Source organism: Pseudomonas sp. 1 (assembly GCF_056626735.1).
Genome location: NZ_JBWXMQ010000003.1, coordinates 151,438 through 177,179 on the forward strand (window position 1 = coordinate 151,438; position 25,742 = coordinate 177,179).

At 61.9% G+C, this 25,742-nt stretch carries 27 protein-coding genes; 15 read left to right on the forward strand and 12 right to left on the reverse strand.

Going from position 1 to position 25,742, the window contains the following annotated elements; all coding sequences use genetic code 11:
* Position 1: 1 nt before the first annotated feature.
* A complete protein-coding gene (gene emhA / locus AC1MDC_RS06190; RefSeq protein WP_039771445.1) occupies positions 2-1,159 on the reverse strand; it encodes an efflux RND transporter periplasmic adaptor subunit EmhA in 1,158 nt (385 codons plus the stop codon).
* Positions 1,160-1,425: 266 nt separating this feature from the next.
* Here emhA and emhR point away from each other — a divergent pair, with 266 nt between their 5' ends.
* The gene (emhR, locus tag AC1MDC_RS06195) at positions 1,426-2,058 is read left to right on the forward strand and encodes an efflux system transcriptional repressor EmhR (RefSeq protein ID WP_085697460.1); all 633 of its coding nucleotides are present in this window, start codon (positions 1,426-1,428) and stop codon (positions 2,056-2,058) included.
* A gap of 248 nt (positions 2,059-2,306) precedes the next feature.
* On the opposite strand, the gene AC1MDC_RS06200 is transcribed toward emhR, so the two are convergent.
* From AC1MDC_RS06200 to AC1MDC_RS06210, 3 genes are read right to left on the reverse strand one after another with little or no spacing between them, the layout of a single operon-like run.
* A complete protein-coding gene (locus tag AC1MDC_RS06200) occupies positions 2,307-3,356 on the reverse strand; it encodes an alkene reductase (RefSeq protein WP_480392675.1) in 1,050 nt (349 codons plus the stop codon).
* A gap of 32 nt (positions 3,357-3,388) precedes the next feature.
* A complete protein-coding gene (locus AC1MDC_RS06205; RefSeq protein ID WP_085697462.1) occupies positions 3,389-4,552 on the reverse strand; it encodes an MFS transporter in 1,164 nt (387 codons plus the stop codon).
* Between the two features lie 33 nt (positions 4,553-4,585).
* On the reverse strand, positions 4,586-4,888 hold the full coding sequence (locus AC1MDC_RS06210; RefSeq protein ID WP_065257584.1) for an ArsR/SmtB family transcription factor: 303 nt from the start codon (positions 4,886-4,888) through the stop codon (positions 4,586-4,588).
* Positions 4,889-5,059: 171 nt separating this feature from the next.
* Between AC1MDC_RS06210 and AC1MDC_RS06215 the strand changes: the two genes are divergently transcribed.
* The gene (locus tag AC1MDC_RS06215) at positions 5,060-5,632 is read left to right on the forward strand and encodes an acyl carrier protein phosphodiesterase (protein WP_085702663.1); all 573 of its coding nucleotides are present in this window, start codon (positions 5,060-5,062) and stop codon (positions 5,630-5,632) included.
* Positions 5,633-5,646: 14 nt separating this feature from the next.
* On the opposite strand, the gene AC1MDC_RS06220 is transcribed toward AC1MDC_RS06215, so the two are convergent.
* The gene (locus AC1MDC_RS06220) at positions 5,647-6,441 is read right to left on the reverse strand and encodes a lysophospholipid acyltransferase family protein (RefSeq protein ID WP_227234685.1); all 795 of its coding nucleotides are present in this window, start codon (positions 6,439-6,441) and stop codon (positions 5,647-5,649) included.
* Positions 6,441-7,196, reverse strand: coding sequence for an L-ornithine N(alpha)-acyltransferase (gene olsB / locus AC1MDC_RS06225; protein WP_227234687.1), 756 nt, complete (start codon positions 7,194-7,196; stop codon positions 6,441-6,443). Before olsB ends, AC1MDC_RS06220 begins: the two co-directional genes overlap by 1 nt.
* 153 nt (positions 7,197-7,349) lie before the next feature.
* Here olsB and AC1MDC_RS06230 point away from each other — a divergent pair, with 153 nt between their 5' ends.
* From AC1MDC_RS06230 to AC1MDC_RS06250, 5 genes are all read left to right on the forward strand, one after another.
* A complete protein-coding gene (locus AC1MDC_RS06230; RefSeq protein WP_480392676.1) occupies positions 7,350-8,228 on the forward strand; it encodes an acyl-CoA dehydrogenase middle domain-containing protein in 879 nt (292 codons plus the stop codon).
* 180 nt (positions 8,229-8,408) lie between these two features.
* The gene (locus AC1MDC_RS06235) at positions 8,409-9,488 is read left to right on the forward strand and encodes a serine hydrolase domain-containing protein (protein ID WP_480392677.1); all 1,080 of its coding nucleotides are present in this window, start codon (positions 8,409-8,411) and stop codon (positions 9,486-9,488) included.
* Positions 9,485-9,787, forward strand: coding sequence for an amidase (locus tag AC1MDC_RS06240; RefSeq protein ID WP_085702667.1), 303 nt, complete (start codon positions 9,485-9,487; stop codon positions 9,785-9,787). Before AC1MDC_RS06235 ends, AC1MDC_RS06240 begins: the two co-directional genes overlap by 4 nt.
* Before the next feature lie 81 nt (positions 9,788-9,868).
* On the forward strand, positions 9,869-10,459 hold the full coding sequence (locus tag AC1MDC_RS06245) for a YceI family protein (RefSeq protein ID WP_085697469.1): 591 nt from the start codon (positions 9,869-9,871) through the stop codon (positions 10,457-10,459).
* Position 10,460: 1 nt separating this feature from the next.
* Complete coding sequence (locus tag AC1MDC_RS06250; protein ID WP_085697470.1) at positions 10,461-11,618, forward strand: phospholipase D-like domain-containing protein; 1,158 nt, start codon at positions 10,461-10,463, stop codon at positions 11,616-11,618.
* Positions 11,619-11,752: 134 nt separating this feature from the next.
* Here AC1MDC_RS06250 and bglX read toward each other — a convergent pair whose 3' ends face one another.
* Complete coding sequence (gene bglX / locus AC1MDC_RS06255; protein ID WP_480392678.1) at positions 11,753-14,044, reverse strand: beta-glucosidase BglX; 2,292 nt, start codon at positions 14,042-14,044, stop codon at positions 11,753-11,755.
* Between the two features lie 260 nt (positions 14,045-14,304).
* Between bglX and AC1MDC_RS06260 the strand changes: the two genes are divergently transcribed.
* From AC1MDC_RS06260 to AC1MDC_RS06275, 4 genes are all read left to right on the forward strand, one after another.
* Positions 14,305-14,913, forward strand: coding sequence for a LemA family protein (locus tag AC1MDC_RS06260; protein ID WP_085702668.1), 609 nt, complete (start codon positions 14,305-14,307; stop codon positions 14,911-14,913).
* Positions 14,914-14,926: 13 nt separating this feature from the next.
* Positions 14,927-15,679: a TPM domain-containing protein gene (locus AC1MDC_RS06265; protein ID WP_480392679.1), complete on the forward strand. Its 753-nt coding sequence runs from the start codon at positions 14,927-14,929 to the stop codon at positions 15,677-15,679.
* Between the two features lie 28 nt (positions 15,680-15,707).
* The gene (locus tag AC1MDC_RS06270) at positions 15,708-16,325 is read left to right on the forward strand and encodes a TPM domain-containing protein (protein ID WP_085700545.1); all 618 of its coding nucleotides are present in this window, start codon (positions 15,708-15,710) and stop codon (positions 16,323-16,325) included.
* 90 nt (positions 16,326-16,415) lie between these two features.
* Positions 16,416-17,648, forward strand: coding sequence for a class I SAM-dependent methyltransferase (locus AC1MDC_RS06275; protein WP_480392680.1), 1,233 nt, complete (start codon positions 16,416-16,418; stop codon positions 17,646-17,648).
* On the opposite strand, the gene AC1MDC_RS06280 is transcribed toward AC1MDC_RS06275, so the two are convergent.
* Entirely contained in the window at positions 17,638-18,552 is a 915-nt protein-coding gene (locus AC1MDC_RS06280) for a DMT family transporter (protein WP_064383007.1), read from the reverse strand. The two genes, AC1MDC_RS06275 and AC1MDC_RS06280, sit on opposite strands and share 11 nt — an antisense overlap.
* A 169-nt stretch (positions 18,553-18,721) precedes the next feature.
* Between AC1MDC_RS06280 and AC1MDC_RS06285 the strand changes: the two genes are divergently transcribed.
* Positions 18,722-19,303 (forward strand): DJ-1/PfpI family protein, encoded by a 582-nt coding sequence (locus AC1MDC_RS06285; RefSeq protein ID WP_007957909.1) that lies wholly within the window; start codon positions 18,722-18,724, stop codon positions 19,301-19,303.
* 22 nt (positions 19,304-19,325) lie between these two features.
* Positions 19,326-19,670: a YegP family protein gene (locus tag AC1MDC_RS06290; RefSeq protein ID WP_085703844.1), complete on the forward strand. Its 345-nt coding sequence runs from the start codon at positions 19,326-19,328 to the stop codon at positions 19,668-19,670.
* A gap of 57 nt (positions 19,671-19,727) precedes the next feature.
* Here the strand turns inward: AC1MDC_RS06290 and AC1MDC_RS06295 are convergent, their stop codons facing one another.
* Positions 19,728-20,609, reverse strand: a complete 882-nt coding sequence (locus AC1MDC_RS06295) for a dihydrodipicolinate synthase family protein (protein ID WP_480392681.1) — start codon at positions 20,607-20,609, stop codon at positions 19,728-19,730.
* 26 nt (positions 20,610-20,635) lie between these two features.
* The gene (locus AC1MDC_RS06300; RefSeq protein WP_085700549.1) at positions 20,636-21,418 is read right to left on the reverse strand and encodes an aldolase; all 783 of its coding nucleotides are present in this window, start codon (positions 21,416-21,418) and stop codon (positions 20,636-20,638) included.
* A 108-nt stretch (positions 21,419-21,526) separates the two neighbouring features.
* On the opposite strand from AC1MDC_RS06300, the gene AC1MDC_RS06305 reads away from it, so the two are divergent.
* Positions 21,527-22,069 carry a helix-turn-helix domain-containing protein gene (locus AC1MDC_RS06305; RefSeq protein WP_085700550.1) on the forward strand — a complete coding sequence of 181 codons (543 nt, stop codon included), beginning with the start codon at positions 21,527-21,529 and terminating at the stop codon, positions 22,067-22,069.
* Here AC1MDC_RS06305 and AC1MDC_RS06310 read toward each other — a convergent pair whose 3' ends face one another.
* A complete protein-coding gene (locus AC1MDC_RS06310) occupies positions 22,070-23,089 on the reverse strand; it encodes a DUF4917 family protein (protein WP_480392682.1) in 1,020 nt (339 codons plus the stop codon). It lies immediately after the preceding gene.
* 155 nt (positions 23,090-23,244) lie between these two features.
* Here AC1MDC_RS06310 and yiaY point away from each other — a divergent pair, with 155 nt between their 5' ends.
* Positions 23,245-24,393 carry an L-threonine dehydrogenase gene (gene yiaY, locus AC1MDC_RS06315; protein WP_085700552.1) on the forward strand — a complete coding sequence of 383 codons (1,149 nt, stop codon included), beginning with the start codon at positions 23,245-23,247 and terminating at the stop codon, positions 24,391-24,393.
* Here yiaY and AC1MDC_RS06320 read toward each other — a convergent pair.
* Entirely contained in the window at positions 24,332-25,648 is a 1,317-nt protein-coding gene (locus AC1MDC_RS06320; RefSeq protein ID WP_480392768.1) for an aminotransferase class I/II-fold pyridoxal phosphate-dependent enzyme, read from the reverse strand. The genes yiaY and AC1MDC_RS06320 overlap by 62 nt on opposite strands.
* Between the last annotated feature and the right edge of the window lie 94 nt (positions 25,649-25,742).

Sequence of the window (25,742 nt, forward strand, 5' to 3'; positions counted from 1 at the left end):
ATTACTCCCCTTTGCCGCCGGCGGCTTTGTCAGCTGCCTGAGCGGGGGCCGGGTTCTTCTTGCCGACGTTGGTCGCTTCGGTCGGTTTGACCTCAACACCCGGTTTGACGAATTGCAGCCCTTCGGTGATCAGGCGATCGCCGGCCTTCAGGCCGTCTTCGATCAGCCACTGGCTGCCGACGGTGCGACTGGCCTTGAGCTGACGCAGTTCGACCTTGTTGTCCGGGCCGACGACCAGCGCGGTCGGAGTGCCTTTGAGGTCGCGGGTCACGCCTTGTTGCGGTGCGAGGATCGCGGCGCTGTTCACACCGGCCTGCAACTGCGCGTGGACGAACATGCCCGGCAGCAGGGTGTGATCCGGGTTCGGGAACACAGCGCGCAGGGTCACGGAACCGGTGGTCTGATCGACCGACACTTCGGAGAATTCCAGCTTACCGTCGAGCTTGTACTGGCTGCCGTCTTCCAGGGTCAGCTTGACCGCAGCGGCGTTGTCGCCGGCTTTCTGCAGACGGCCGCTTTCCAGCTCGCGGCGCAGTTCCAGCAACTCGACCGAGGACTGGGTGACGTCGACATAGATCGGGTCCAGTTGCTGGATCACGGCCATCGCGTCGGTCTGGCCGCTGCTGACCAGCGCGCCCTCGGTCACCGAAGAGCGGCCAATACGACCGGAGATCGGCGCGTAGACCTTGGTGTAGCGCACGTTGATCTGTGCGCTCTGCAACGACGCTTCCGATTGCAGGCGGTTGGCCACGGCGGTGTCGTATTCCTGACGGCTGACCGCCTGCTCGTCGACCAGTTGCTTGTAGCGGTCGGAGATCGACTTGGTCGAGCGCAGGTTGGCTTCGGCGCTTTTCAGGGTCGCTTCATAGACCGACGGATCGATCTGATACAGCTGCTGGCCGGCTTTGACATCGCCGCCTTCCTTGAACAGACGCTTGAGAATGATGCCGTTGACCTGCGGGCGAACCTCGGCGATGCGGAACGCGCTGGTGCGGCCCGGCAGTTCGGAAGTCAGGGTAAAGGCTTGTGGTTGCAGGGTGACGACGCCGACCTGAGGAGGTGGTGCGGCGGGAGCCGCCTCTTCCTTTTTACATCCGCTGAGCAGCGATGCCAGGGCGACGGCAGTGACCAGAGCGGTAACAGCTGGCTTGAATTGCATGAAGATCCTCGGGTCAGGCGCGCGAAAAGCGCACAAGAAGTGTGGAAGGGTAAAAAAAGGTTACCGGGTGGATAAGTAGCTTGCTAATGAATATACTTACGTTCATGGTTGTTTGTAAACACCTTGGCTGCGTACCCAACCGGTTACAAAAGTCGTGGCAAGGTCTGAAATTGTAGGCCGGGGAGTCGATCCGCGAGAGATCCACCCCTTTTTATTCAGCGGATATTCAGCCATCCCTGAAACATCCTGTTTGAGGTTTTACTGCCATGGTTCGTCGCACCAAAGAGGAAGCTCAGGAAACGCGAAGCCAGATTCTGGAAGCCGCCGAGAAAGCTTTCTATGAAAGGGGCGTGGCCCGTACGACGCTGTCCGACATTGCGAGCCTTGCGGGTGTAACGCGCGGTGCCATCTACTGGCACTTCAGCAACAAGGCCGATCTGTTGCAGGCGATGCTCGATACGCTGAAGGAACCGCTGGATGAACTGGCAAAGGCCAGCGAAAGCGAGGACGAACCCGATCCGCTGGGCTGCATGCGCAAGTTGCTGATTCATTTGTTTCATCAAATTGCGCTGGACCCAAAAACCCGGCGCATCAACGAAATTCTGTTTCATAAGTGCGAGTTCACCGATGAAATGTGCGATCTGCGCCAGCAGCGCCGGACCGCCAGCCTCGATTGCAATGTGCGGATCGCGCTGACATTGAGTAATGCGGTCAATCGTGGGCAGCTGCCGGCAGACCTCGACACTGCCCGGGCAGCCATCAGCATTCACGCCTATATCGACGGCCTTCTCTATGGATGGCTCCTGGCGCCGGACAGCTTCGAACTCTACGCCGAGGCCGAGCGCTGGGTCGATACCGGGCTGGACATGCTGCGCCTGAGCCCCAGCCTGCGCAAATGAAACAAAATTCGTTATTGGATCAGTTTGTGTCAATGAAGGACGCGGATGAAGATCCGTGTTCACTCGCCCCGCTGCAATGGGATGCTTTTATATACCTCTGCGGCGCGGGTTGATATGTAGCGAGCTACGTATTTTGTAGGGATTTTGTGTCGAGCCTGTGAACGAATGTGAACGGCCGCCCACCCAGCGACCAATAAAAAGCCCCCGACTCTCGCGAGTCGGGGGCTTTTGCGTTTCTGCGGTATGGCTTACAGAGTCGGGTAGTCGAGGTAACCGACCGCACCTTTGCCGTAGAACGTTTCCGTGTGCGGTTCGTTCAGCGGCGCGTCGGCCTTCAGGCGAGCCGGCAAGTCCGGGTTGGCAATGAACGGGATACCGAATGCCACAGCGTCAGCCTTGCCCGCTGCCAGCCAGGCGTTGGCGCTTTCCTTGGTGAAACGTTCGTTGGCGATGTATGCGCCGCCGAAGGCTTCTTTCAGTTGCGGGCCGAGGCTGTCGGCGCCTTCTTTCTCGCGGGAGCAGATGAAGGCAATGCCACGCTTGCCCAGTTCGCGAGCGACGTAGGTGAAGGTTTCGGCCAGGTTGTCGTCGCCCATGTCATGGGAGTCGGCGCGCGGAGCCAGGTGCACACCGACACGGCCGGCGCCCCAGACTTCGATTGCCGCGTCAGTCACTTCCAGCAGCAGGCGGGCACGGTTTTCCAGGGAGCCGCCGTATTGGTCGGTACGTTGGTTGGTGCTGCTTTGCAGGAACTGGTCGAGCAGGTAGCCGTTGGCGCCGTGGATTTCCACACCGTCGAAACCGGCCGCCTTGGCGTTTTCCGCGCCGACGCGGTAGGCGTCGACGATGTCGGCGATTTCAGCGGTTTCCAGCGCACGAGGGGTTGGATAGTCGGCCAACGGGCGAACCAGGCTGACGTGGCCTTCTGGCTGGATGGCGCTCGGTGCAACCGGCGCTTCGCCGTTCAGGTACGACGGGTGGGAGATCCGGCCGACGTGCCACAGTTGCAGAACGATCTTGCCGCCGGCTGCGTGAACGGCCTTGGTCACGTTGGTCCAGCCGCGCACCTGGTCGTTGGACCAGATGCCCGGGGTGTCCGGGTAGCCGACACCCATCGGGGTCACCGAGGTGGCTTCGCTGATGATCAGGCCGGCCGAAGCGCGTTGTACGTAGTACTCGGCCATCAGCGCGTTGGGTACGCGGCCTTCGTCGGCGCGGCAGCGGGTCAGCGGCGCCATGATGATGCGGTTGGACAGCTCGAGGTCGCCCAGTTTGATCGGATCGAAAATCGTTGCCATGAGATACAACCCTCGTGAGGTAAGTGAGTGAATCAGTTAGCGGTGGCCAGTTCGGGATTGCCGTTCTGGCGGAATGTGATCAGGGTCACCAGCAGCGCGAGGACCGCCAGCGCTGCAGCGGCGAGAGGCACGCTGGTCAGGCCGTAGCCGTGGGCGATGACGCTGCCGCCGACCCAGGCGCCGAGGGCGTTGCCGACGTTGAAGGCGCCGATGTTCAGGGTCGACACCAGGTTCGGTGCGGCCTGGCCGTAGGTCACGACGTTCACTTGCAGGGCCGGCACGGCGGCGAAGCACGCGGTGGCCCAGAGGAACAGGGTGATCTCGGTCGGGATCAGCGCGATGCTGGTCCAGGTCAGTACCGTGGAGGTCACGGCCATCGCGATGAACACGCCGATCAGCGTCGCGGCCAGGCCCCTGTCGGCCAGTTTGCCGCCGATGATGTTGCCGACGGTCAGGCCCAGGCCGATGAGCATCAGGGTCCAGGTCACGCCACGGGGCGAGACGCCGGTGACATCGCCCAGCAGCGGTGCGACGTAAGTGAACAGGGTGAATACCGAGGCGGCAAACAGCGCGGTCATGCTCAGCGACAGCCAGATACCGGCGCCTTTGAGCGCGGCCAGTTCGGCGCGCATGTCGAGTTTTTCTTCGTCACGCTTGGCGGGCAGGAAGCGGATCAGGCCGATCAGCGCGATCACACCGATCACGGTCACTGCCCAGAAGGTCGAGCGCCAGCCGGCTTCCTGACCGAGGGCGGTGCCCAGCGGTACGCCCAGCACGTTGGCCAGGGTCAGGCCGGTGAACATCAGGGCCACGGCCGAGGCGCGTTTGTTCGGAGCGACCAGGTTGGCCGCGACCACCGAACCGATGCCGAAGAACGCACCGTGGCAGAGAGCGGTAACCACTCGGGCGAACATCAGCACGTTGTAGTCACTGGCGATCGCGCAAAGCAGGTTGCCGATAATGAAGATGCCCATCAACGCCACCAGTGCAGCCTTGCGCGGCAGTCGTGCAGTGGCCATTGCCATGAACGGTGCACCGATGGCCACGCCCAGAGCGTAACCGGTCACCAGCCAGCCGGCGCCGGGGATCGACACACCGAGGTCGGCCGCCACATCAGGCAGCAGGCCCATGATGACGAACTCGGTGGTGCCGATGGCGAAGGCGCTCAAGGCGAGTATGAATAGTGAGAGGGGCATCGTTTGTTCCTTTTGGCTGGCTGACGTTAAGGGTCAGAGCTCTTTGCTGAGGGTGCTGAGGAACGCCTGGATCACGTCCTCGTTGCGTTTGAAAAAGTGCCACTGGCCGGCTTTCTGACTGCTGATCAGCCCGGCCCGTTGCAGGGTGGCCAGGTGGGCGGAAACGGTCGATTGCGACAGGCCGCAGCGTTGATCGATCTGCCCGGCACAGATGCCGTACTCGTGGTTGTGGATCTGTTCCGGAAACTCGGCTTTCGGGTCTTTCAGCCAGTTGAGGATGTCTCGCCGTACTGGGTGTGCCAGGGCTTTTATTATTTCGTCGAGGTCAATGTTCATGGCTGGGTGCTCAAGATGTGTGTAGCGCTATATCGCGATGGGGCGAACTTTAAATCGGTACTTCGCGATATACCAATATGAATTTGATCTGATGACCGCATAAATCGGTATATCGGGTTATAACGATATGTGAGGTGTAAACAAACGCGGGCGCGGTGCTAAGCTGCGCCCATGAACTATCTCGCACATTTACACCTCGGTGGCCAGCGTCCCGGTCAACTGCTTGGCAGTCTGTATGGCGATTTCGTCAAAGGGCGGCTGCAAGGGCAGTTCGACCCGGAGATCGAAGCGGCGATTGCCCTGCATCGGCAGATCGACGTGTTCACCGATCGCCACCCGCTGGTGGATGTCTCACTGGCGCGGTTCTCCAGGACCCGCCGTCGTTACGCGGGCATCGTCCTCGACGTGTTTTTCGACCATTGCCTGGCCCGGGACTGGACGCTGTACGCCGACCGCCCGCTCGCCCAGTTCACCTCCGACGTTTACCGTGTGCTGTCCAGCGAGCGGCAGTTGCCCGAGCGCCTGGCGAAGATCGTCCCGCACATGGTGGCCAATGACTGGTTGGGTTCGTATCAGCAATTCGAAGTGCTGGAACAGGTGTTGCGCGGGATCTCCCGGCGCCTGACCCGACCTGAAGAACTGGCGGGGGCGATGGAGGACTTGCGGCGGTTGTATGAACCGTTGAGCGAAGACTTTCGTTTGTTCTACCCACAGCTGCAGGACTTTGCCGGCCGGCAGCTGTAGGCGGAAGTCGCCGATCAGGCTGCGATCAGATCGCGGGCGTGTTGCGCTTTGACCGGTTTGAGTACATCGCCGAACAAGGCTTTCTGCACCGCCTGCTGTGCCTCGAACGCCAGCGCCGCGCGCTCCCGGCCCTGGCAGGCAATCGGCTTGAGCAGGTGAATCTCGACATCGCCGCAGTCGTTGCTGAACAGACGCATCAGGTGCGACAGCAGATCATCGTCACCAATGAACGGCGCCAGCGAATCGATCTTGCCCTCGCGCAGATAACGGATCGCCACCGGTTGCAGCTTCACCTCGGAATCAATCGCCGCCGACAGCAGGCGACCATGAAAGGTGCGCAGCGAACGGCCATCGGTGGTGGTGCCTTCCGGGAACATCAGCAACGGATGATCGGTTTGCAGGTGACGGGTCATCTGCTTGCGGATCAACTGGCTGTCGCCCGCACCGCGACGGATGAACAGGCTGCCGGCCTTCGCCGCCAGCCAGCCGGCCACCGGCCAGGTGCGCACTTCGGCCTTGGACAGAAACGACAGCGGCGTGAGCATGCCGAGCAGCGGAATGTCAGTCCACGACACATGGTTGCTGACCCACAGCATCGGCTGTTTTGGCAGCTCGCCGTGAACGGTCACACGAAAGGGCAGGGCATTGCTCAGGCGCGCCATGAAAAACCGCGACCAGCGCTGCCGACGTTCCATCGAGTGGGCCAGCCCCAGGCGTTCGAAAACGCCGAAGACACTGGCCATGCTCAGGCCCAGCGTCACCACCAGCAGCACTCGCGCGATCCGCGCGTACACCCGCAGCCGGCTCATCACACGGCCGCCTTGAAGTGTTTGGCGTAACGCGGGCAGAGTTCGTCGCGCTTGAGCAGGATGAACACGTCGGCGACCTGGAAGTCCTCGTCCCAGCACGGCTCGCCGCAGATCTTCGCGCCCAGGCGCATGTAGGCCTTGAGCAGCGGTGGCATTTCGGCGATCACGTTCGATGGAATGTCGAGGCTCGGCAGCGGCTTCTTTGGTTCGGCGCGCAGGTGTTCGGTGCACAGGTAGCGCTCGCGCAGGCGCTGCATGATCGCGTGGGCCTGTACGCCGCCGTCCTGCATCGGGATGCTCGCGCAACCCATCAGATAGCTGTAGCCGCCCTGATTCAGGACTTCGGCCAGTTCGCCCCACAGCACGGCGATGGTGCCGCCGTTGCGGTAGGCCGGGTCGACGCAGGTGCGACCGATTTCCAGGATCGGGCCTTGCAGGCCGGCGAGGCCGTGCAGGCTGAATTCTTCTTCGCTGTAGAACTTGCCCAGGCTGCTGGCGGCAGCGTGATCGAGCAAACGGGTGGTTGCCACCAGGCGGCCGGTGTTCAGGTCACGCACGCCGATGTGGCTGCAGTGAACATCATAGTCATCCATGTCCAGACCCAGCTCCGCGCCGTTCAGCTTGGCGTTGAACTCGCCGCTGAACACGTTGAAGCGCAAGGCCTGGGCTTGCTGCAAGGCCTCGGCGCCGATCAGGCGTTCGGCTTGCAGGCGGCGTTCATTGCCGGTGTCGCTGATGCGTGCGATCTGAGTCATGTGAATCTCCGTACGGGCCTTGAACCCGTCATGGGTTGCAGCCGATCGACTTTCTTTATGCAGCCGTGTTGTGCAAAGTCAGGCTATGTAGCCCCGGTGTCATCGCCATGAATGTTTGGTGATGCTTATATGACAGCCCACAAGGAGCCTCTGATGACCTGGTCGATCCTGCTTGAATGCCGCGAACGCCTGCCCGCCGATGCCGATCTGGCGGAGGGCTTCGCCACGTTGCTGCAGCAACTGGGCAGCGTGACGCCGTTCGAACTGGCGGTGGCAGGCGGGCGGCGGATGGCGACGCCGGGGCTGGCTTTTCTGGTGGGCTATCAGGCGGCGTTGCGGATGCTCTGGCCAAGCGCGCCACCAAGCCTCGGTGCGTTGTGTGCGACTGAACAGCGCAGCCTGCGCCCGGCGGACATGCAGACCCGGCTCACGGACCTGCGCCTCACCGGGCAAAAGGATTTCGTCACCGCCGGCGATGCGGCGGACTGGCTGCTGATCGCCGCACGCAGTGAGCAACCCGGCGAATCACCGCGCCTGAGCCTGGCGGTGGTCTATCCCGGTGAGCCCGGTGTGCGGGTGGAAAAGCTCCCGGCCCTGCCGCTGATGCCGGACATCAGCCATGGCCGACTGCATCTCGATGAGGCGTTGTGCGAGCTGCTCGCCGGGGACGGTTGGGATGCCTACGTCAAACCGTTCCGCACCCTTGAAGATATCTATGTGCTCAGCGCGATGACTGCCTGGTTGTACGGCGTCGGTCAGGACAGCGGCTGGCCACAGCCGTTGCAATTGCGCTTGCTGGCGCTGTTGGCCGGGTGTGCGGAAGTCAGTCGGCAGCCACCGAACAATCCCGCCGGGCATGTGTTGCTTGGTGGCTTGTTTGCGCAGTTTGACGGGCTCAAAGCGGAAGTCGATCAGGCCCTGCGTGACGGCAATCCCGAGTGGGCGGCGATGTGGCAGCGCGATCAATCGGTCATGCAGTTGGCAGCAGGAGCGAGGGCCAAGCGTCTGGCCAAGGCGTTGGCGGTGGACTGACCGGCCTCATCGCTGGCGAGCCAGCTCCCACACAGTCGCTGGTGTACAGGCTATCAATGGCAATCCTCTACCCCTGTGGGAGCTGGCTTGCCAGCGATGGCGGTTTCATGGGCGGCCAAATTCTCAAATCTGTCATCAACCCTGACTACCCTCAGCAGGTTCTCCCCAAGAGCCCTCACCATGTTCAAAGGCCTGTCCCTGTTTCTGCTGTTGATCAGCTTCACGGTTCAGGCCGAACAATGGCCGGGCGAGCAGTGGCCGAACGGCCCGAAACTCACCGGCCAGGCCGTCGAGGCATTGGAGGCGTACGCCTTTGCCGCCCGCGATGACAACACCCGAAAAGGCATCCGCACCGACGCCTTGCTGGTGATCCGTGACGGCCAGATCATCTACGAACGCTACGCCGCCGCGACCACCGCCGACACACCGCACCTGACCTGGTCGATCAGCAAAAGCCTGATGGCCACGGTGTTCGGCGTGGCGTACGGCGAAGGCCTGTTCAAGCTCGAGGACTCGGCCGCAACGTTCTACCCGGCGCTGGAAAAACACCCGGCCATCACCCTCAAGGATCTGCTGCACTGGGCCTCGGGCATCGACTGGCAGGAAGACTACGAATACGCCCCGCTGAAATCCTCGGTGGTGGCGATGCTCTACACCCGTGGCCACCGCGACATGGCCGCCTTCACCGCCGATCACGACCGCTACGCTCCACCGGGTCAGGCGTTCCGTTATTCCAGCGGTGACAGCAATCTGTTGGCCGCCGCACTGAAAACCATCGTCGGCCCACAGCGTTATCCGGACTATCCGTGGACAGCACTTTTCGATCCCCTGGGCATCCGCCACGCCACCTGGGAAACCGACGCCACAGGCACCTTCGTCGCCTCTTCCTACGCTTATATGACGGCCCGGGATCTGGCGCGAATCGGCCTGTTGATGGAGCGTGACGGACGCTGGAACGACCGGCAGTTGCTGCCCAGGGATTGGGTCGCCTTCAACCGCCAACCCTTCGCCGGCTACAAGGCTCATCAGGACGAAGCCGTGCCCGGCGGCCAATGGTGGCTCAATCGCCCGGCGGATGGCGCGCCTTCTCCGTGGCCCGACGCACCGCCCGACACCTTTGCCGCCCTCGGCCATTGGGGCCAGGCGCTGTACGTGATCCCGAGCGAAAAACTGGTGATCGTGCGCTACGGCGATGACCGCGACGGCAGCTATCGCCACAACGAATTGCTCAAGCGCGTGCTCGCGGCGGTGCGGCCATGAAACTGTTCAGTCGCATTCTTTTGGTGCTGTTTGTCGTGCTGCTGGGCTGGGGCTGGCACGAACGGGAAAACCTGTGGGCCTTCCCGGACATCATCAGCGCCTATACCGCCAAGGAATATTGTTCGTGCCGCTACGTGATGAACAACGACGCCGAATATTGCCGGGGTTACGTCAAGCAGTGGTTGCCCGCTGAGCTGACCGATAACGCTGCACAAAAACTCATCAGTGCCAGCGGCATGGGCCGTAGCAACAGCGCCCAATGGCAGGGCGAGCGTCAGGGCTGTCGTCTCAATCCCTGATCAGCAAAATGAACTGCCGGTTTGCAACCCGGCTCCAGGCAGTTAAGGTTCGTGCAGGTTTATCGGCCCCACGAGTCTTCAATGTTCAACCGTTCTCTGCGCAACGCCTTCGCCGGCCTGCTGCTGGGCGCTGCTGCGCTGCCGGCCCAGGCCAACTGGTATCTGGACGGCGAGTCGTCGCGGCTGTCGTTCGTCAGCACGAAAAACGCCAATATTTCTGAAGTGCAGCGCTTTCTGGTGCTGCACGGCAAGGTCGATCCCGATGGCCGCGCCGTGGTCGAAGTCGAACTGGATTCGATCAACAGCGGCATCCCGCTGCGCGACGAGCGCATGCGCAAGGAACTGTTCCAGATCGAGCAATTCCCCGAAGCGACCATCAGCACCCGGATCGACCTGCGCCCGATCAACGATCTGGCCCCTGGCGCGCAGCTTGAATTGCGCCTGCCGCTGACCGTCAATCTGCATGGCAAACAGCGCGAATATCCTGCCGAATTGCTTGCCACGCGCCTCGATGACCGACGCTTTCAAGTGGTGACCCTGGAACCGCTGGTGATCAGCGCCGAGGATTTCGATCTGCTGCCGGGCCTGGAAAGCCTGCGCAACATGGCCGGCCTGTCGGCCATCAGTCTGTCGGTGCCGGTGGGTGCGGTGCTGATCTTCACGGCGCGCTGACATGCGCGGCGCGGTATTTCCATGGCGTGATGGCAACCGCTTCGAGCTGTTGATCGACGGCCCGCAATTCTTCCCGCGCATGCTCGACGAGATCGCCCGCGCCCGCGAGCAGATCGAACTGGAGCTGTATCTGGTGGAGGCCGGCGCCTGTGCCGAAACCATCGTGCAGGCGCTGGTGCTGGCGGCAGAGCGGGGCGTGCGGGTGCGTTGCCTGTTCGACGATTACGGCAGCCTCGCGTTCACCCTCACGTTGCGTCGGCGGCTGACCGGTGCCGGGGTCGAACTGCGTTTTTACAATCGGCTGAACTGGCGGCGCTGGGTCGGCAATTTCTATCGCGACCATCGCAAGCTGTTGCTGGTCGACCAGCGTCTGGCGGTGGTCGGTGGCACCGGGGTCACCGATGAGTTCTGGACGCCGGGCCACGACACCAGCGAGTGGCACGAGGTCATGGTGGAAATCACCGGCCCGCTGGTGCTCGACTGGCAATTGCTGTTCGACCGCCAATGGATTGCCAACCGCCACCGCCGCGCGTGGAGGCCCAACGCGCATTTCGGCCTGCCACGACTGCCCCGCGTGCCGGACACGGGCGAGGGCATGGGCCGTGTGGCCTACGCCGACGCCCGTCAGCATCGGGACATTCTGCAATCGCTGTTCCGCGCGCTGAACAGCGGCCAGCAGCGGATCTGGCTGGCCACGCCGTATTTTCTGCCGACCTGGAAAATCCGCCGTTCCCTGCGCAAGGCCGCCGCCCGTGGCCTCGACGTGCGCCTGCTGCTGACCGGGCCGCGCACCGATCACCCGTCGGTGCGCTACGCGGGGCATCGCTACTATCCGCGCCTGCTCAAGGCCGGGGTGAAAATCTACGAATACCAGCCGTGTTTCCTGCATTTGAAAATGGTGCTGGTGGACGATTGGGTGAGCATCGGTTCGTGCAATTTCGATCACTGGAATCTGCGCTTCAACCTTGAAGCGAACCTGGAAGCGCTGGATCCGTCATTGACGGCAGCGGTGGTGGCGAGTTTCGAGAAGGACTTCGGCCTGAGTCAGCAGGTGAGCCTGGAGGAATGGCAGCGCCGGCCGTTGTGGCGGCGGGTGAAGCAGCGGATCTGGGGCTGGGTGGATCGGGTGGTGGTCAATCTGCTCGATAGACGCGGCTAAGTGCAGTTTTCAGATTTGATCGTTCCCACGCTCCGCGTGGGAATGCCTCAATGGACGCTCTGCGTCCGCTTTGGGACGCGGAGCGTCCCGGGCTGCATTCCCACGCGGAGCGTGGGAACGATCGGGGCGCGGGATTACAGCAACTCAAAGCTCTGTTGCGTCACGTCCTGTGAATCCAGACCGATCTGCACGTTGAACTTGCCAGGCTCGGCTGCGTACTTGAGCTGGGCGTTGTAGAACTTCAGGTCATCTTCGGTGATGGTGAAGTGCACGACCTTCTGCTCGCCGGCCTTGAGCATGATCTTCTGAAAGTTCTTCAGCTCCTTGACCGGACGGATCATCGAACCGGTGACGTCCTGGATGTACAGCTGCACCACGGTTTCGCCATCGCGCTTGCCGGTGTTCTTGACCATGACACTGGCGTCGAGCTTGCCGGTAGCGTTCAGGGTGGTCGAGGACAGCGCCATGTCACTCAGGCTGAAGCTGGTGTAGCTCAGGCCGTAACCGAACGGAAAGAGGGGCCCGGTGGTGTCATCGAAATACTGCGAGGTGTAGTTGCCCGGTTTGCCCGGCGTGAACGGCCGGCCAATGCTCAGGTGGTTGTAGTAGGTCGGGATCTGGCCCACGGAACGCGGGAAGGTCACCGGCAGCTTGCCCGACGGGTTGTAGTCGCCGAACAGCACGTCAGCGATGGCGTTGCCCCCCTCGGTGCCGCTGAACCAGGTTTCCAGAATCGCGTCGGCCTGTTCTTTCTCTTCAAGAATCGTCAGCGGACGGCCGTTCATCAGCACCAGCACCAACGGCTTGCCGGTCGCTTTCAGGGCTCGGATCAGCTCGCGCTGGTTTTCCGGGATGTTCAGGTCGGTACGGCTCGACGATTCGTGGGACATGCCACGGGACTCACCCACGGCGGCAACCACAATGTCGGCGTCCCTGGCAGCTTTCACCGCTTCGTCGATCAGCACGTTGGCCGGACGCGGGTCATCGACCACTTCCGGGGCATCGAAGTTGAGGAAGTTCAGGTAGTCGACGATCTTCTTGTCACTGGTGATGTTGGCACCGCGGGCGTAGATCAGGTTCGACTTGTCGCCGATCACATTGCTCATGCCGTCGAACAGGGTCACCGACTGCGCCGGACGACCGGCGGCGGCCCAGCTGCCCATCATGTCGATCGGGGCCTTGGCCAGCGGGCCGACCAGGGCGATTTTGGCGGTTTTCTTCAGCGGCAGGGTTTCGTTCTGGTTCTTCAGCAGCACCAGGCTGCGACGCGCCACTTCGCGGGCGTCGGCGCGGTGCAGGCGGCTTTCGGCGTAGGTGTCGGCCGGGTCGTCTTCAGCCTTGCCGATACGCAGGTACGGGTCCTTGAACAGGCCCATGTCGTACTTGGCGGCGAGGACTTCACGCACCGCGTTGTCGATGTCTTTCTGTTCGATCTCGCCGGACTTGAGCAGTCCCGGCAGCTCTTTGCCGTACAGGGTGTCATTCATGCTCATGTCGATGCCGGCCTTGATTGCCAGCTTCGCCGCTTCACGCCCGTCGCGGGCCACGCCGTGCTTGATCAGTTCGAAGATCGCGCCGTGGTCGCTGACCGCCAGGCCCTTGAAGCCCCACTCCTTGCGCAGCAGGTCATTCATCAGCCAGGTATTGGCGGTGGCCGGGATGCCGTTGATCGAGTTCAACGCCACCATCACGCCGCCGGCGCCGGCATCAATCGCGGCGCGGTACGGTGGCAGATAGTCCTGGTACATCTTCACCGGGCTCATGTCGACGGTGTTGTAGTCGCGACCGCCCTCGACCGCGCCGTACAGGGCGAAGTGCTTGACGCTGGCCATGATGCTGTCGGCCGCGCTCGGGGCCTCGCCCTGATAGGCCTTGACCATGACTTTGGCGATACGCGAAGTCAGGTAGGTGTCTTCACCGAAACCTTCGGAGCTGCGGCCCCAGCGCGGGTCGCGGGAGATGTCGACCATCGGCGCGAAGGTGATGTCGAGGCTGTCGGCGGCGGCCTCTTTGGCGGCAACGCGCCCGGACTGGCCGATGGCGTCCATGTCCCAGCTCGATGCCAGGGCCAGCGGAATCGGGAATATCGTACGGTGACCGTGGATCACGTCGTACGCGAAAAACATCGGAATCTTCAGGCGGCTGCGCATGGCAGCGTCCTGCATCGGACGGTTTTCCGGGCGGGTGATCGAGTTGAACGTACCGCCGATGTTGCCCGCCGCGATCTCTTTGCGGATCAGCTCGCGGGGCATTTCCGGGCCGATGCTGATCAGGCGCAACTGGCCGATCTTCTCGTCGAGGGTCATTTGCTTCATCAGGTTGCTGATGAACGCGTCCTTGTTTTCCAGGGGTACCGGGGTCGTGGCGGCCAGTACTTGATGACTGGCCAGGCTGACGAACAGGCCCAGCAAACACAGCTTCTTCATGAATAGTTTTCTCAAGGGCCTAAACGGCGTTGCAATGCCGGCCAGCCAAAATTTAGGGAGCGACTATTGTTGTTCGGGTGCTGATTCAGAAAACGACAGCCGAATGTACGTCGAAAGTGTCGGCGACGTGATCGCGCAGGGCCTCTTTTTAGCCCATCGGCCCGCTGCAATCCAGTGGCGCGGGCGATTATGCCGCAACCGTCGGCTGAGAATGTTTCGCGATTCATTATTCATGAACTGTGCAAGGGAGCACCCGTACGATGAATGTCAGTCCTGTCTACCGCTCGCGATTGAAGGTCGCCACCCTGCTGGTGCTGGCCACATTGTTGACCGCCTGCGGCATCAACAACATCCCGACCCTCGATGAGCAGGCCAAGGCCGCCTGGGGCCAGGTGCAGAACCAGTATCAGCGCCGTGCCGACCTGATCCCCAATCTGGTGGAAACCGTGAAGGGGTACGCCAAGCACGAAGAGGAAACGTTGACGGCAGTCATCGAGGCGCGGGCCAAGGCGACGTCGATCCAGGTCGATGCCAGCACGCTCGACAACCCGGAAAAGCTCAAGCAGTTCGATCAGGCCCAGAATCAACTGACTGGCGCCTTGAGCCGGTTGATGGTGGTGTCCGAGCGTTATCCGGACCTGAAAGCCAACCAGAACTTCCTCGCCCTGCAATCGCAACTTGAAGGCACGGAAAACCGTATCGCCGTTGCGCGCCGGGATTTCATTCTGGCAGTGCAGAAGTACAACACCGAAATCCGCACCTTCCCGGGTCGCCTTTGGCACAGCGTGATGTACAGCAACCTGCCGATCCGCGAGACCTTCGAAGCCACCAGCCCCGGCGCGGACAAGGCCCCGGAAGTGAAGTTCTGAGCCGGGGATGCCCATGCGTGTGTTGAAGATGGGCCTGGTGCTGATGCTGTGGCTGTTCGCCGTCAGCGCCCGGGCCGAGTTGACCTTTCCGGCACTGACCGGGCGGGTGGTGGACGACGCGCAGATGATCGAACCGTCGGTGCGCGCGCAACTGAGCCAGCAGTTGCAGGCCCACGAACAGGTGACCGGCGAGCAACTGGTGGTGGTGACCTTGCCGAACCTGCAAGGCGCGACCATCGAGAACTACGGCGTCGAACTCGGCCGGCACTGGGGCATCGGCCAGAAGGACAAGAACAACGGCGCGCTGTTGATCGTCGCCCGGGACGAGCGCAAGTTGCGCATCGAAGTCGGCTACGGGCTGGAGGACCGGCTGACCGATGCCCAGAGCTCGGTGATCATTCATCAGGTGATCACGCCGTCGTTCAAGGCCGGTAACTTCAGTAAAGGCATCAGTGACGGCGTGGCGGCGATGCTGGTGGTGCTGGGCGGCAATCCACTGGACGAACCTTCCACGGTGTATGAGTCGGCCGGCGATCCTGCGGATGATTTCGTCTCGCGGCACCCGGCGTTGTTCGTATTTCTGGTGATGTTGTTCATCCTGACTGTTTTTGTCTGCCAGATGCTCGGTATCCTTCCCGCCGGCCGCGGCGGCTCCGGAGGAGGGGGCGGCTTTGGTGGCGGAGGTTTTGGCGGCGGCGGTGGGGGCGGGGGCTTCAGCGGCGGCGGTGGCAGTTTCGGCGGGGGCGGGTCCTCCGGCGGCTGGTGACAACAATAATGAGCAGGCACTTCACGACATGGCATTACTGACTGAACACGAACAACGCAAGGTCGCCGAGGCCATCGCCCGGGTCGAGCGCGACACCGACGCCGAACTGGTGACGGTGCTCGCGGCCCGTGCCGACGACTACGCGTACATCCCGCTGCTCTGGGCCAGCCTGCTGGCGCTGATTGTGCCGGGGATCGTGCATTACCTGACCGGCTGGCTGACGATGCACAGCCTGTTGCTGGTGCAGTGGGGCATTTTCATCGTGCTGTGCCTGTTGTTTCGCTTGCCGACAATCACCACACATCTGGTGCCACGCCGTGTCCGGCACTGGCGCGCGTCGAACCTGGCGCGGCGGCAGTTTCTCGAACAGAACCTGCACCACACGGTGGGCAGCACCGGCATGCTGATTTTTGTCTGCGAGGCGGAGCGGTATGTGGAGATCCTGGTGGATGAAGGGATTTCCAGAAAACTGGACAACAAAAGCTGGGATTCGATTGTCGCGGCGTTTACCGAACAGGTCCGGCAAGGGCAGACGTTGCAGGGCTTTGTTACTTGTATCGAGGCGTGCGGGGAATTGCTCAAGGTGCATGTGCCGGTGACGCAGGTTCGCAATGAATTGCCCAATCGGCTGGTGGTGCTGGGGTAAACCGTTCGGGAAATTAGCCGTGCCCTTGAGCGCCATCCCCCCTAAACTAGCGGCCATTCCCGATTTGCCCGTCCGAGGCCGCTTTTTCCCATGTCCGTTACCGCTCCCTCCGCATCTGCCAAACCGGCGCCCGATCATCACGCCCGGTTCATCGAGCTGCTGCAAACCAGCCTCGAACAGAACGGCTTTATCAAACTGGTCCTGGCCAGGTACGTCGGCGAAGAAGCGGATCTGCAGCGGATCATCATCAAACCGGTGACGGTCAAGGCGCAGCCGTGCCTGTCGTTCGTTTATCGCTACAAGACCCGCGACATCACCAAGAACCTGCCGCTGGACGAAGCGGTGGCGACGATTGCCGGGCTGCTGCCAACGGCGTTCAAGAATGCGCATTTACTGACGCTGACTGACGAAGCCCAGCTCGAATACAGCAAAAAGGGCAAGAGCTCGCTGTTCATGAGCAAACCCCAGCAATTGCGCGAAGTGCCGTCCGCCGGGCATAACCGCGAGAAAAACCGCTTCCTCGATCTGAACCGGCCGTTCCTCAAGGATCTGGGCGTGACCAATGCGCAGCACGAGCTGATCCCGGCGATGTCGCGCAAATGGAAGCAGATCAACAAGTTCATCGAAGTCTTCAGCCATGCGCTGACCTCGTCGCCGCTGGCCCTGGACAAACCGGTGCGGGTGGCGGATTTCGGTTCGGGCAAGGGTTACCTGACGTTCGCCATTCACGACTACCTGCGCAACACCCTGAAGGCCGAGGGCGAAGTCACCGGCGTCGAGCTGCGTGAAGAAATGGTCAACCTGTGCAACACCGCCGCCGCGAAGCTGGAACACCCGGGGCTGGTGTTCAAATGCGGCGATGTGCGCAGCGTGGCGCCGAGCGAACTTGACGTGATGATCGCCCTGCATGCCTGCGACATCGCCACCGACTACGCGATCCACACCGGCATTCGTTCCGGCGCCTCGATCATCATGTGCTCGCCGTGCTGCCACAAACAGATCCGCTTGCAGATCCAGAGCCCGGCGTTGCTCAAGCCGATGCTGCAATACGGTCTGCACCTGGGCCAACAGGCGGAAATGGTCACAGACAGCTTGCGTGCGCTGTTCCTCGAAGCCTGCGGTTACGAGACCAAGGTGTTCGAGTTCATCTCCCTGGACCACACCAACAAGAACAAGATGATTCTGGCGGTCAAGCGCGCCGAGCCGGTGGACCCGACTCAGCTGCTGGTGAAGATTCAGGAGTTGAAGGCGTTCTACCAGATCAGCGAGCACTGCCTCGAAACCCTGCTGCTCGCTGACGGCCTGCTGAAGCTCAAGGCTTGAGCTGAACCCCGGCGGGTAATGTGCCCGGTTGAGCCGGGCGCACCGCGGTCTTGCGCCCGAGCATCACCGTCGCGATCACCCCGCAGGCGAACAGCCAGGTGATCGGCTCCACGTGTTCGCCAAAGAACAGCGCGGAAAACGCGATAGTGAAGAAGATCTGCAACAACTGGATCTGACTGACCCGGGCAATGCCACCCATGGCCAGCCCGGCGTACCAGGCGAAGAACCCCAGGAACTGCGAAAACAGTGCGACGTAACCGAACGCCCACCAGGTTTTCGCCGACACCGCGCCCTGATGCTGCAACGCCAGGTACAGCACCGGGCCGATCAGCAACGGTGTCGACAGCACCAGCGCCCAGCAGATCACCTGCCAGCCGCCCATCTCCCGGGCCAGCCGCCCGCCCTCGGCGTATCCCAGACCGCCCACCGCAATCGCACCGAGCATCAATAAGTCTCCGGCCTGAATGCTGCCGGCGCCGGTGTACAACGCATAACCCAGCACCAGCGCACTGCCCAGCGCGGCGCAGGCCCAGAAGGCTTTCGACGGTCGTTCATGGGACAGCCACGCCGCGTAAAGCGCCACGCACAGCGGCTGCAAGCCGTTGACCAGCGCGCCGTGGGACGCCGGCAAGGTCTGCATGGCCCATGCCGACAGCACCGGGAAACCGAGAATCACCCCGGCGATCACCAGGCTCAGGCCTTTGACCTGCTTCCAGGTCGGCCACTTCTCCCGTCGCCACAACAACAGCGCCGCTGCAGGAATCGCCGCGAACAACGCGCGGCCCAGGCCGTTGAGCAGCGGGTGCAGTTCCTGCACCACGATGCGGGTGAAGGGCAGGGTAAGGCTGAAAATCACCACGCCGAGCAGGCCGAGGGCCATGCCGGTGTTTTCGCGCGAAGACATGAGGGCAAACCGATTCAAAGGTGGCAGGGAGGTGCTTTCATCTAGCCACAATCCACGGCAATCGGGCTGTTACAGCTGAGCGCAGAGTTATCCATACAGTTTGCGAACGCCATCGCGGTCCTTGGACTACTGTGAATATTCCTGTGCATTCACCAGAGGAGTCCTGCCCATGGCCGCGAAAAAGATTCTGATGCTGGTCGGCGATTACGTCGAAGACTACGAAGTGATGGTGCCGTTCCAGGCCCTGCAAATGGTCGGTCACACCGTCCACGCGGTGTGCCCGGACAAGGCCGCCGGCAAGACCGTGCGCACCGCGATTCATGACTTCGAAGGCGATCAGACCTACAGCGAGAAGCCCGGTCACCAGTTCGCCCTGAACTTCGATTTCGCCAAGGTCGACGCCAAGGACTACGACGCGTTGCTGGTGCCCGGTGGTCGTGCGCCGGAATACCTGCGGCTGAATGAAAAGGTCCTGGAACTGGTGCGGGCCTTCGACAAGGCCGGCAAACCGATTGCCGCTGTCTGTCACGGCGCGCAACTGCTGGCGGCGGCGGGGATTCTCGAAGGGCGGGAGTGCAGCGCCTACCCGGCCTGTGCCCCGGAAGTGCGGTTGGCCGGCGGCACCTACATCGACATCCCGGTCACGGACGGCCACGTCCAGGGCAACCTGGCGACCGCGCCCGCCTGGCCGGCGCATCCGAAATGGCTGGCGGGTTTCCTCGGGCTGCTTGGAACCAAAATCACCCTGTGACCCATCGATAAGGAGAAACACCATGTCCGGATGGTATGAGTTGAGCAAAAGCAGCAACGGCCAGTACAAGTTCGTACTGAAAGCGGCGAATGCCGAAACCATTCTGACCAGCGAGCTGTACACCAGCCGCACGGCCGCCGAAAGCGGCATCGCCTCGGTGCAGGCCAACAGCCCGTTGGACGAGCGTTACGAGAAAAAAGCGACGAAGGACGGCCATCCCTACTTCAACCTCAAGGCGGCCAATCACCAGATCATCGGCAGCAGCGAATCCTATTCATCGGACGCGGCGTGCGCCAAAGGCATCGCCAGCGTCAAGGCCAACGGGCCGACGAAGGTGATCAAGGACAAAACCCTGCCGGTGCTTTGAATCCAGCACAAAACCCTGTGGGAGCCTGGCTCCCACAGGTGGGTGTGCGGCTCGAAATCAGCTCAGGCTTTTGAGAATGGCTTGCAACTGATGACACCCGGCCTCGCTCAGCGGGAACACCGGCAAACGCGGATCGCCGGCTTCCAGATCGGTCAGGCGCAGACCGGCCTTGATCGTCGCTGGCAAGCCACCCTTGAGGATGAAGTCCAGCAGCGGCAACTGGCGGTAGAACAACTCACGCGCCTTGCCCAGATCCCCTGCCAGCGTGGCTTCGTACAAATCCAGGTTGAGCTGCGCAATCAGGTTCGGTGCCGCCGTGCACCAGCCGCTGGCCCCGGCGACGAAGGCTTCCAGCGCCAGCGGGTTGCAGCCGTTGTAGAACGGCACCCGGCCTTCGCCGAGCAGTTGCAGCTTGTGCATGCGCTGGATGTCGCCGGTGCTCTCCTTGACCATGGTCACGTTTTCCACGCCGTTGACGATGCGCAGGATCAGCTCCACCGACATGTCGGTGCCGCTGGTGGCCGGGTTGTTGTAGAGCATGATCGGCACGCCGATGCTGTCGCCGATGGCGCGGTAGTGGGCCAGGATTTCCGCTTCGCTGAGCTTCCAGTAAGAGGTCGGCAGCACCATCACCACGTCGGCGCCGTGGGCTTCGGCGAAACGTGCGCGGCGCACCGCGTTGGCGGTGGTCAGGTCGGACACGCTGACCACGGTCGGCACGCGTTTGGCGACGTGCTTGATGCTGAACTCGGCGACCTGATCCCACTCCGCATCGCTCAGGTAGGCGCCTTCGCCGGTGCTGCCCAGCGGCGCGATGGCGTGGACGCCACCAGCAATCAGACGATCAATCGAGCGGCCGAGGGCCGGCAGGTCAACGCCTTCGCCGTTGGCGCCGAACGGGGTGATGGTGTAGCCGATGATGCCGTGAATGTTGGACATGGGAGTGCTCCGCAAGGATGAGGTGTTCAGTTCAGGCAATCGGCGTGCTGACGCAGGTTCTGCCGGGCGTAGTAGTTGAAGGCTGCGGCGTGGCGTTTGGGTTTCGAGACCCAGTCATGCGCCTCGCGACCCAGCTCGGGGATGATCGGCTTGATCGTCCCGGCGGCCATCGCCAGCAGTTGCAGTTTGGCGGCGCGCTCGATCAATTGGGCGATGACACAGGCTTCCTCGATGGTCGTGCCGGTGGACAGCTGACCGTGATGGGAAAGCAGGATCGCCCGCTTGTCACCCAGCGCCCCGGCAATCAATTCGCCTTCTTCGTTGCCCACCGGCACGCCCGGCCAGCCTTCAAGGAACGCACAATCTTCGTACAGCGGGCACAGGTCCATGTGGGAAATCTGCAGCGGCACTTCCAGCATCGACAGCGCGGCAATGTGCGTCGGGTGAGTGTGGATGATGCAATTCACGTCCGGCCGGGCGCGGTACACCCAGCTGTGGAAACGGTTGGCCGGGTTGGCCATACCATGGCCTTCGAGCACTTCCAGGTCTTCGTTGACCAGCAGCAGATTGCTTGCGGTGATTTCATCGAAACCCAGGCCCAGTTGCTGCGTGTAGTAAGTGCCTGGCTGCGGGCCACGGGCGGTGATCTGCCCGGCGAGGCCCGAATCGTGGCCGTTCTCGAACAGGATCCGGCAGGTCAGGGCCAGCTTTTGCCGGTCTGTCCACGTATTATCCGCCAGGCTTTTTTGCATCTGGGTCAGCGCTTGCTTGACCAGTTCGTCTTTGGGTAGTGCTAATGTCTTCGCCATATCCGTGTCCTGTGGTGGTTGCCATGGATGACACTTAAAAGGCTATATGACACTTTGTGTCATTGGCAAGGACAAATCGTCTTTCCTTTGCTGGAATAATCGCTTCGCATGTCTATCCGTTTGAAATTATTGAGAAAAAAACTCGGCGTAACCCTTGAGGCGCTGGCCGAGAAATCCGGCATGACCAAGAGTTACCTGTCTAAGGTCGAGCGCGGCTTGAACACGCCGTCGATTGCCGCCGCGCTGAAACTGGCCAAGGCGCTGAACGTGAAAGTCGAGGAATTGTTCTCCGAAGACAACGTCAGCCTCGACAGCTACAGCCTGGTGCGCAGCCACGAACGCCAGTCGCTGGCGGCCAACGACCACAGCCCAGGTTATGCGGTGCTGGCCCATCAGGTCAGCGAGCGCAGCCTGCTGCCGTTCATCATTTACCCGCCGAGCGAATTCACCGACAAAACCTTCAAGGAACACTTGGGCGAGGAGTTTCTGTTCGTCCACGAAGGCCAGGTCGAAGTCGACTTCGTGAACGAAAGGGTTGTACTGGAGCGGGGCGATGCGCTGCACTTCAATGCACAGAAACCCCATCGCATCCGCTCGGTGGGCGAGGTGCAGGCGCAGTTGCTGGTGGTGGTGCACAGCAGCGAGGAATGATCAGTCCTCGACCGGCACTGACAGCTTCGGGTTGCCCAGGGCATGGGACTTCGAATCAAAGAACCGCAGTTCCACGCCGGTTCCGTCGAACACCTTCGCGTAATGCCGTTTCTGGTGCTGGATGAACGCCGCGCTGCGCGGGTAGATCGAGATCGCCACGGTCTTCGGTTTCGCCAGACGCAGGGCGCGCACAAGGTGGCTGTCCTGTTCGCCGAGGGCATGGCCGAAGATGCACAGGCTGCCGCCGTGACCGAGTAACTGGTCGTAGCAGAACGACAGGTAATCGGAACTGCGGATGGTCTTGAGCTTGTCCGCGCTCGGCCCTTCGCTGACGAACAGCGGCACGTCGTCGAGCGTCTTGAGCGTGTTGTTGATCGCGAAATTGCCGAGCAGCGTGCCCTCGGTGGCGGTCAGCTTGCGGGCGGTGCCGTCCTGGTTGCGCACCAGGTGCAGGCCGCCGTGCAGGTACAGCAGGCGCGGTTTTTCAGTGTGGCTGGTGCACAGATCGAAACTCGCATCGGGGCCGTTGAACAGGTCGTCGATCGCCTCGCCCTGATGTTGCAGGGCCCAATAATTGAGCAAGTCGTAATTGGTGGTGAACACCGTGCGATAACTTGCCAGTTCACTGTTCAGCGTCGCCAGGGTCGAGGCTTCGATCAGCCGCCACGGGATGTGTACCGCGTGCACGGTATTGATCAGCGCTTCCTTGATCGCGTAGTAGCGGTTGCGCGGCGCGGCCGAGCTGACGGCCAGCGCCTTGTTGACCCGGCTGGTGGTTTTCAGCGCGCCGAGTACCTGCTCGAAACTACGCGTCTGCATCGCGTCGAACACGCTCAGTTCCGACGGGCTCAACGGTTTTTCTTCCACCGTGCGGGCGTTTTCGAACAGCGAGTCGTAGCCGAAGTCGTCCCACACCGCGCGACTGGCGCCATTGCCCAGCAGCAGACCGCTGAAGTCGGTGGTGGCGCGCAACGCGTTCCAGTCTTCGAGGGTGGCGTCGACATCCAGAAAATCAGTCATTGCAGGGCACGTCTCAAAACAAAGGGGCAGATGGACGGCGACTTTATCACGAGCGGGCATTGAGCCAGATCAACATCCGCCGTGACCGATCAGTCGATCCTGTGTGCACCCGCCGGATCGCAGAAGTCGATTTGGTCCCTGTCAGGAGACGCGCCATGAGCAGCACCTTTTTCATTCCAGCAGTCAACATCATGGGCAGCGGCTGCCTCGACGAAGCCATGCTTGCGATCCGCAATTACGGTTTTCGCAAGGCGCTGATCGTCACCGACGCCGGGCTGGCCAAGGCCGGCGTGGCGACGATGATCGCCGAGAAACTGGCGATGCAGGACATCGATTCAGTGATTTTCGACGGCGCCAAACCCAACCCGAGCATCGCCAACGTCGAGGCGGGACTGGCGCTGCTCAAGAACAGCCGCTGCGATTTCGTGGTGTCGCTGGGCGGCGGCTCGCCCCACGACTGCGCCAAGGGCATCGCGTTGTGCGCGACCAACGGCGGGCAGATCCGCGACTACGAAGGCGTCGATCAATCGACCAAGCCGCAACTGCCGCTGATCGCCATCAACACCACCGCCGGCACCGCCAGCGAGATGACCCGGTTCTGCATCATCACCGACGAAACCCGCCACGTGAAAATGGCCATCGTCGACCGCAACGTCACGCCGCTGCTGTCGGTCAACGACCCGGCGCTGATGGTCGCCATGCCGAAAGGCCTGACCGCCGCCACCGGCATGGACGCGCTGACCCATGCGATCGAAGCCTACGTCTCCACCGCTGCCAACCCGATCACCGATGCCTGCGCACTGAAGGCCATGACCTTGATCAGCAACAATCTGCGCCTGGCCGTGCGTGACGGCAGCGATCTGGCCGCGCGGGAAAACATGGCCTACGCGCAGTTCCTCGCGGGCATGGCGTTCAACAATGCCTCGCTCGGCTATGTGCACGCGATGGCGCACCAGTTGGGCGGTTTCTACGATCTGCCTCACGGCGTGTGCAACGCGGTGTTGTTGCCGCATGTGCAGACGTTCAACGCGCTGGTCTGTGCCGATCGCCTCACCGACGTAGCCCACGCCATGGGGGCCGACATTCGTGGTTTCAGTCCGGAGGAGGGTGCAAAAGCCGCGATCGATGCGATCCGTTGCCTGGCCAGAGACGTCGAGATCCCCGGTGGCCTGCGCGATCTGGGCGCCAAGTGCACCGACATTCCGGTACTCGCCGCCAACGCCCTGAAAGACGCCTGCGGCTTCACCAACCCGCGCGCTGCGGATCAACGGCAGATCGAGGAGATTTTCCGCAGTGCGTTTTAAGCGGACTGGCGATCGGGTGTGAACCTCGTGGGTCGCGATGACCGCCGTGAGTCAGTAACAGTCCGGTGATCAAATCACAGAAGTGGTGGATCAGTGTTGATTCCATGTCGGCGCGCAGGGTCACGCGGATCGCGGCTTTACCTTGCGCCACCGCCGGGAAAAACACCGCGCTGGTGAAAAAGCCGTGTTCGGCCAGTTCAATGGCAATTCGAGTGGCCAGGGCAGCCTCGCCGCAGTTGATCAAACGGATGGCCATGGGGCTGCCGTGCTGTTCGGTGCTCACCAAACTGTCGAACAGGCGAATATTGCTCTGGAGCCGAATCTGCAACGCACGCAGCTCTGCACTGCGATGCAGCTGAATTGAGGCAAGGCCCGCACCGATGGCCGCGCGATTGAGGCTTTGCGACCCGTTGCTCGGCCCGCCGTAACGCTGAATCAGTTTCCTCTGCCGCTCATTGCCGAGCATCACCAGGCCGCCGCTGGCCCCGAACGATTTGGCCAGTGACGAGACGATCAGGCAGTCCTCCTCCAGCGTCGGCATTCTTGGCCGTACAAGACCGGCGCCGTTGCTACCCACCGCCGACAACGCGTGGGAGTCATCGAGATAAAGAAACAGGCCGTAACGCTCTTTCAGGTACAGCAGGCCGTCCAGATTGGCCACGCCGCCCATGCTGTAGGCACCGTCGCCAACGAAGGCGACGGTTGAATGACGCTGGCACACCGACTCGAGAAAATCCATGTCGTTGTGGGGGCAGGTCAATACCTGGGTTTCATCGGCGCAACTGGCCTTCAGGTGATTCATCGAATAGTGAGCCATACGATCGAACACCATCACCGGTGGACGGCCCTGGGTAAACACACCACTGGCCAGCAGCGGCAGGATCCCGGCACTGGCGGCGCTGCAGGACAAAGTGCTCAGACACACCGCGCCAAACAATTGCGACAGCTCGCTTTCGTATCGGTCGAGCAGCGCCAGCTTGCAGCGGTTTTTCGAGTTGGCTACGCGCAGTGTGTCGGTTTCCCGTAACGCCGCGATGGCACCTTCGAGCAGGGCAGGGTGGTGATCGAGACCCAGATAGGACGTGGTGCAGAAATGATGGAACTGGCGCCCGTGCTGATCGAGCAAGTGGTTGCAGCCTTTGACTTCGACGTTGAGGGCGGCGATTTTTTCGGCTTCGGCAGCCTCCCGGTCGTGGTCGGCCAGCGCGATGACTTTGCGATAGTGGGGGAAAGTGTGGGCGGTGGTATCGGGCAGATTGTTCAAAGCAGCTCTCCTTGAGCATGGCAATCCATGGGGTGTTTCAATTTGTGTGTGTTGCCAGACTTTACAGAGGGCGATGCGGGGTCAG

Excerpts from the sequence above, each read along its gene's own strand:
- emhA (WP_039771445.1), bottom strand. The coding sequence starts at position 1,159 with ATGCAATTCAAGCCAGCTGTTACCGCTCTGGTCACTGCCGTCGCCCTG.
- emhR (WP_085697460.1), top strand. The coding sequence starts at position 1,426 with ATGGTTCGTCGCACCAAAGAGGAAGCTCAGGAAACGCGAAGCCAGATT.
- AC1MDC_RS06200 (WP_480392675.1), bottom strand. The coding sequence starts at position 3,356 with ATGGCAACGATTTTCGATCCGATCAAACTGGGCGACCTCGAGCTGTCC.
- AC1MDC_RS06205 (WP_085697462.1), bottom strand. The coding sequence starts at position 4,552 with ATGCCCCTCTCACTATTCATACTCGCCTTGAGCGCCTTCGCCATCGGC.
- AC1MDC_RS06210 (WP_065257584.1), bottom strand. The coding sequence starts at position 4,888 with ATGAACATTGACCTCGACGAAATAATAAAAGCCCTGGCACACCCAGTA.
- AC1MDC_RS06215 (WP_085702663.1), top strand. The coding sequence starts at position 5,060 with ATGAACTATCTCGCACATTTACACCTCGGTGGCCAGCGTCCCGGTCAA.
- AC1MDC_RS06220 (WP_227234685.1), bottom strand. The coding sequence starts at position 6,441 with ATGAGCCGGCTGCGGGTGTACGCGCGGATCGCGCGAGTGCTGCTGGTG.
- olsB (WP_227234687.1), bottom strand. The coding sequence starts at position 7,196 with ATGACTCAGATCGCACGCATCAGCGACACCGGCAATGAACGCCGCCTG.
- AC1MDC_RS06230 (WP_480392676.1), top strand. The coding sequence starts at position 7,350 with ATGACCTGGTCGATCCTGCTTGAATGCCGCGAACGCCTGCCCGCCGAT.
- AC1MDC_RS06235 (WP_480392677.1), top strand. The coding sequence starts at position 8,409 with ATGTTCAAAGGCCTGTCCCTGTTTCTGCTGTTGATCAGCTTCACGGTT.
- AC1MDC_RS06240 (WP_085702667.1), top strand. The coding sequence starts at position 9,485 with ATGAAACTGTTCAGTCGCATTCTTTTGGTGCTGTTTGTCGTGCTGCTG.
- AC1MDC_RS06245 (WP_085697469.1), top strand. The coding sequence starts at position 9,869 with ATGTTCAACCGTTCTCTGCGCAACGCCTTCGCCGGCCTGCTGCTGGGC.
- AC1MDC_RS06250 (WP_085697470.1), top strand. The coding sequence starts at position 10,461 with ATGCGCGGCGCGGTATTTCCATGGCGTGATGGCAACCGCTTCGAGCTG.
- bglX (WP_480392678.1), bottom strand. The coding sequence starts at position 14,044 with ATGAAGAAGCTGTGTTTGCTGGGCCTGTTCGTCAGCCTGGCCAGTCAT.
- AC1MDC_RS06260 (WP_085702668.1), top strand. The coding sequence starts at position 14,305 with ATGAATGTCAGTCCTGTCTACCGCTCGCGATTGAAGGTCGCCACCCTG.
- AC1MDC_RS06265 (WP_480392679.1), top strand. The coding sequence starts at position 14,927 with ATGCGTGTGTTGAAGATGGGCCTGGTGCTGATGCTGTGGCTGTTCGCC.
- AC1MDC_RS06270 (WP_085700545.1), top strand. The coding sequence starts at position 15,708 with ATGGCATTACTGACTGAACACGAACAACGCAAGGTCGCCGAGGCCATC.
- AC1MDC_RS06275 (WP_480392680.1), top strand. The coding sequence starts at position 16,416 with ATGTCCGTTACCGCTCCCTCCGCATCTGCCAAACCGGCGCCCGATCAT.
- AC1MDC_RS06280 (WP_064383007.1), bottom strand. The coding sequence starts at position 18,552 with ATGTCTTCGCGCGAAAACACCGGCATGGCCCTCGGCCTGCTCGGCGTG.
- AC1MDC_RS06285 (WP_007957909.1), top strand. The coding sequence starts at position 18,722 with ATGGCCGCGAAAAAGATTCTGATGCTGGTCGGCGATTACGTCGAAGAC.
- AC1MDC_RS06290 (WP_085703844.1), top strand. The coding sequence starts at position 19,326 with ATGTCCGGATGGTATGAGTTGAGCAAAAGCAGCAACGGCCAGTACAAG.
- AC1MDC_RS06295 (WP_480392681.1), bottom strand. The coding sequence starts at position 20,609 with ATGTCCAACATTCACGGCATCATCGGCTACACCATCACCCCGTTCGGC.
- AC1MDC_RS06300 (WP_085700549.1), bottom strand. The coding sequence starts at position 21,418 with ATGGCGAAGACATTAGCACTACCCAAAGACGAACTGGTCAAGCAAGCG.
- AC1MDC_RS06305 (WP_085700550.1), top strand. The coding sequence starts at position 21,527 with ATGTCTATCCGTTTGAAATTATTGAGAAAAAAACTCGGCGTAACCCTT.
- AC1MDC_RS06310 (WP_480392682.1), bottom strand. The coding sequence starts at position 23,089 with ATGACTGATTTTCTGGATGTCGACGCCACCCTCGAAGACTGGAACGCG.
- yiaY (WP_085700552.1), top strand. The coding sequence starts at position 23,245 with ATGAGCAGCACCTTTTTCATTCCAGCAGTCAACATCATGGGCAGCGGC.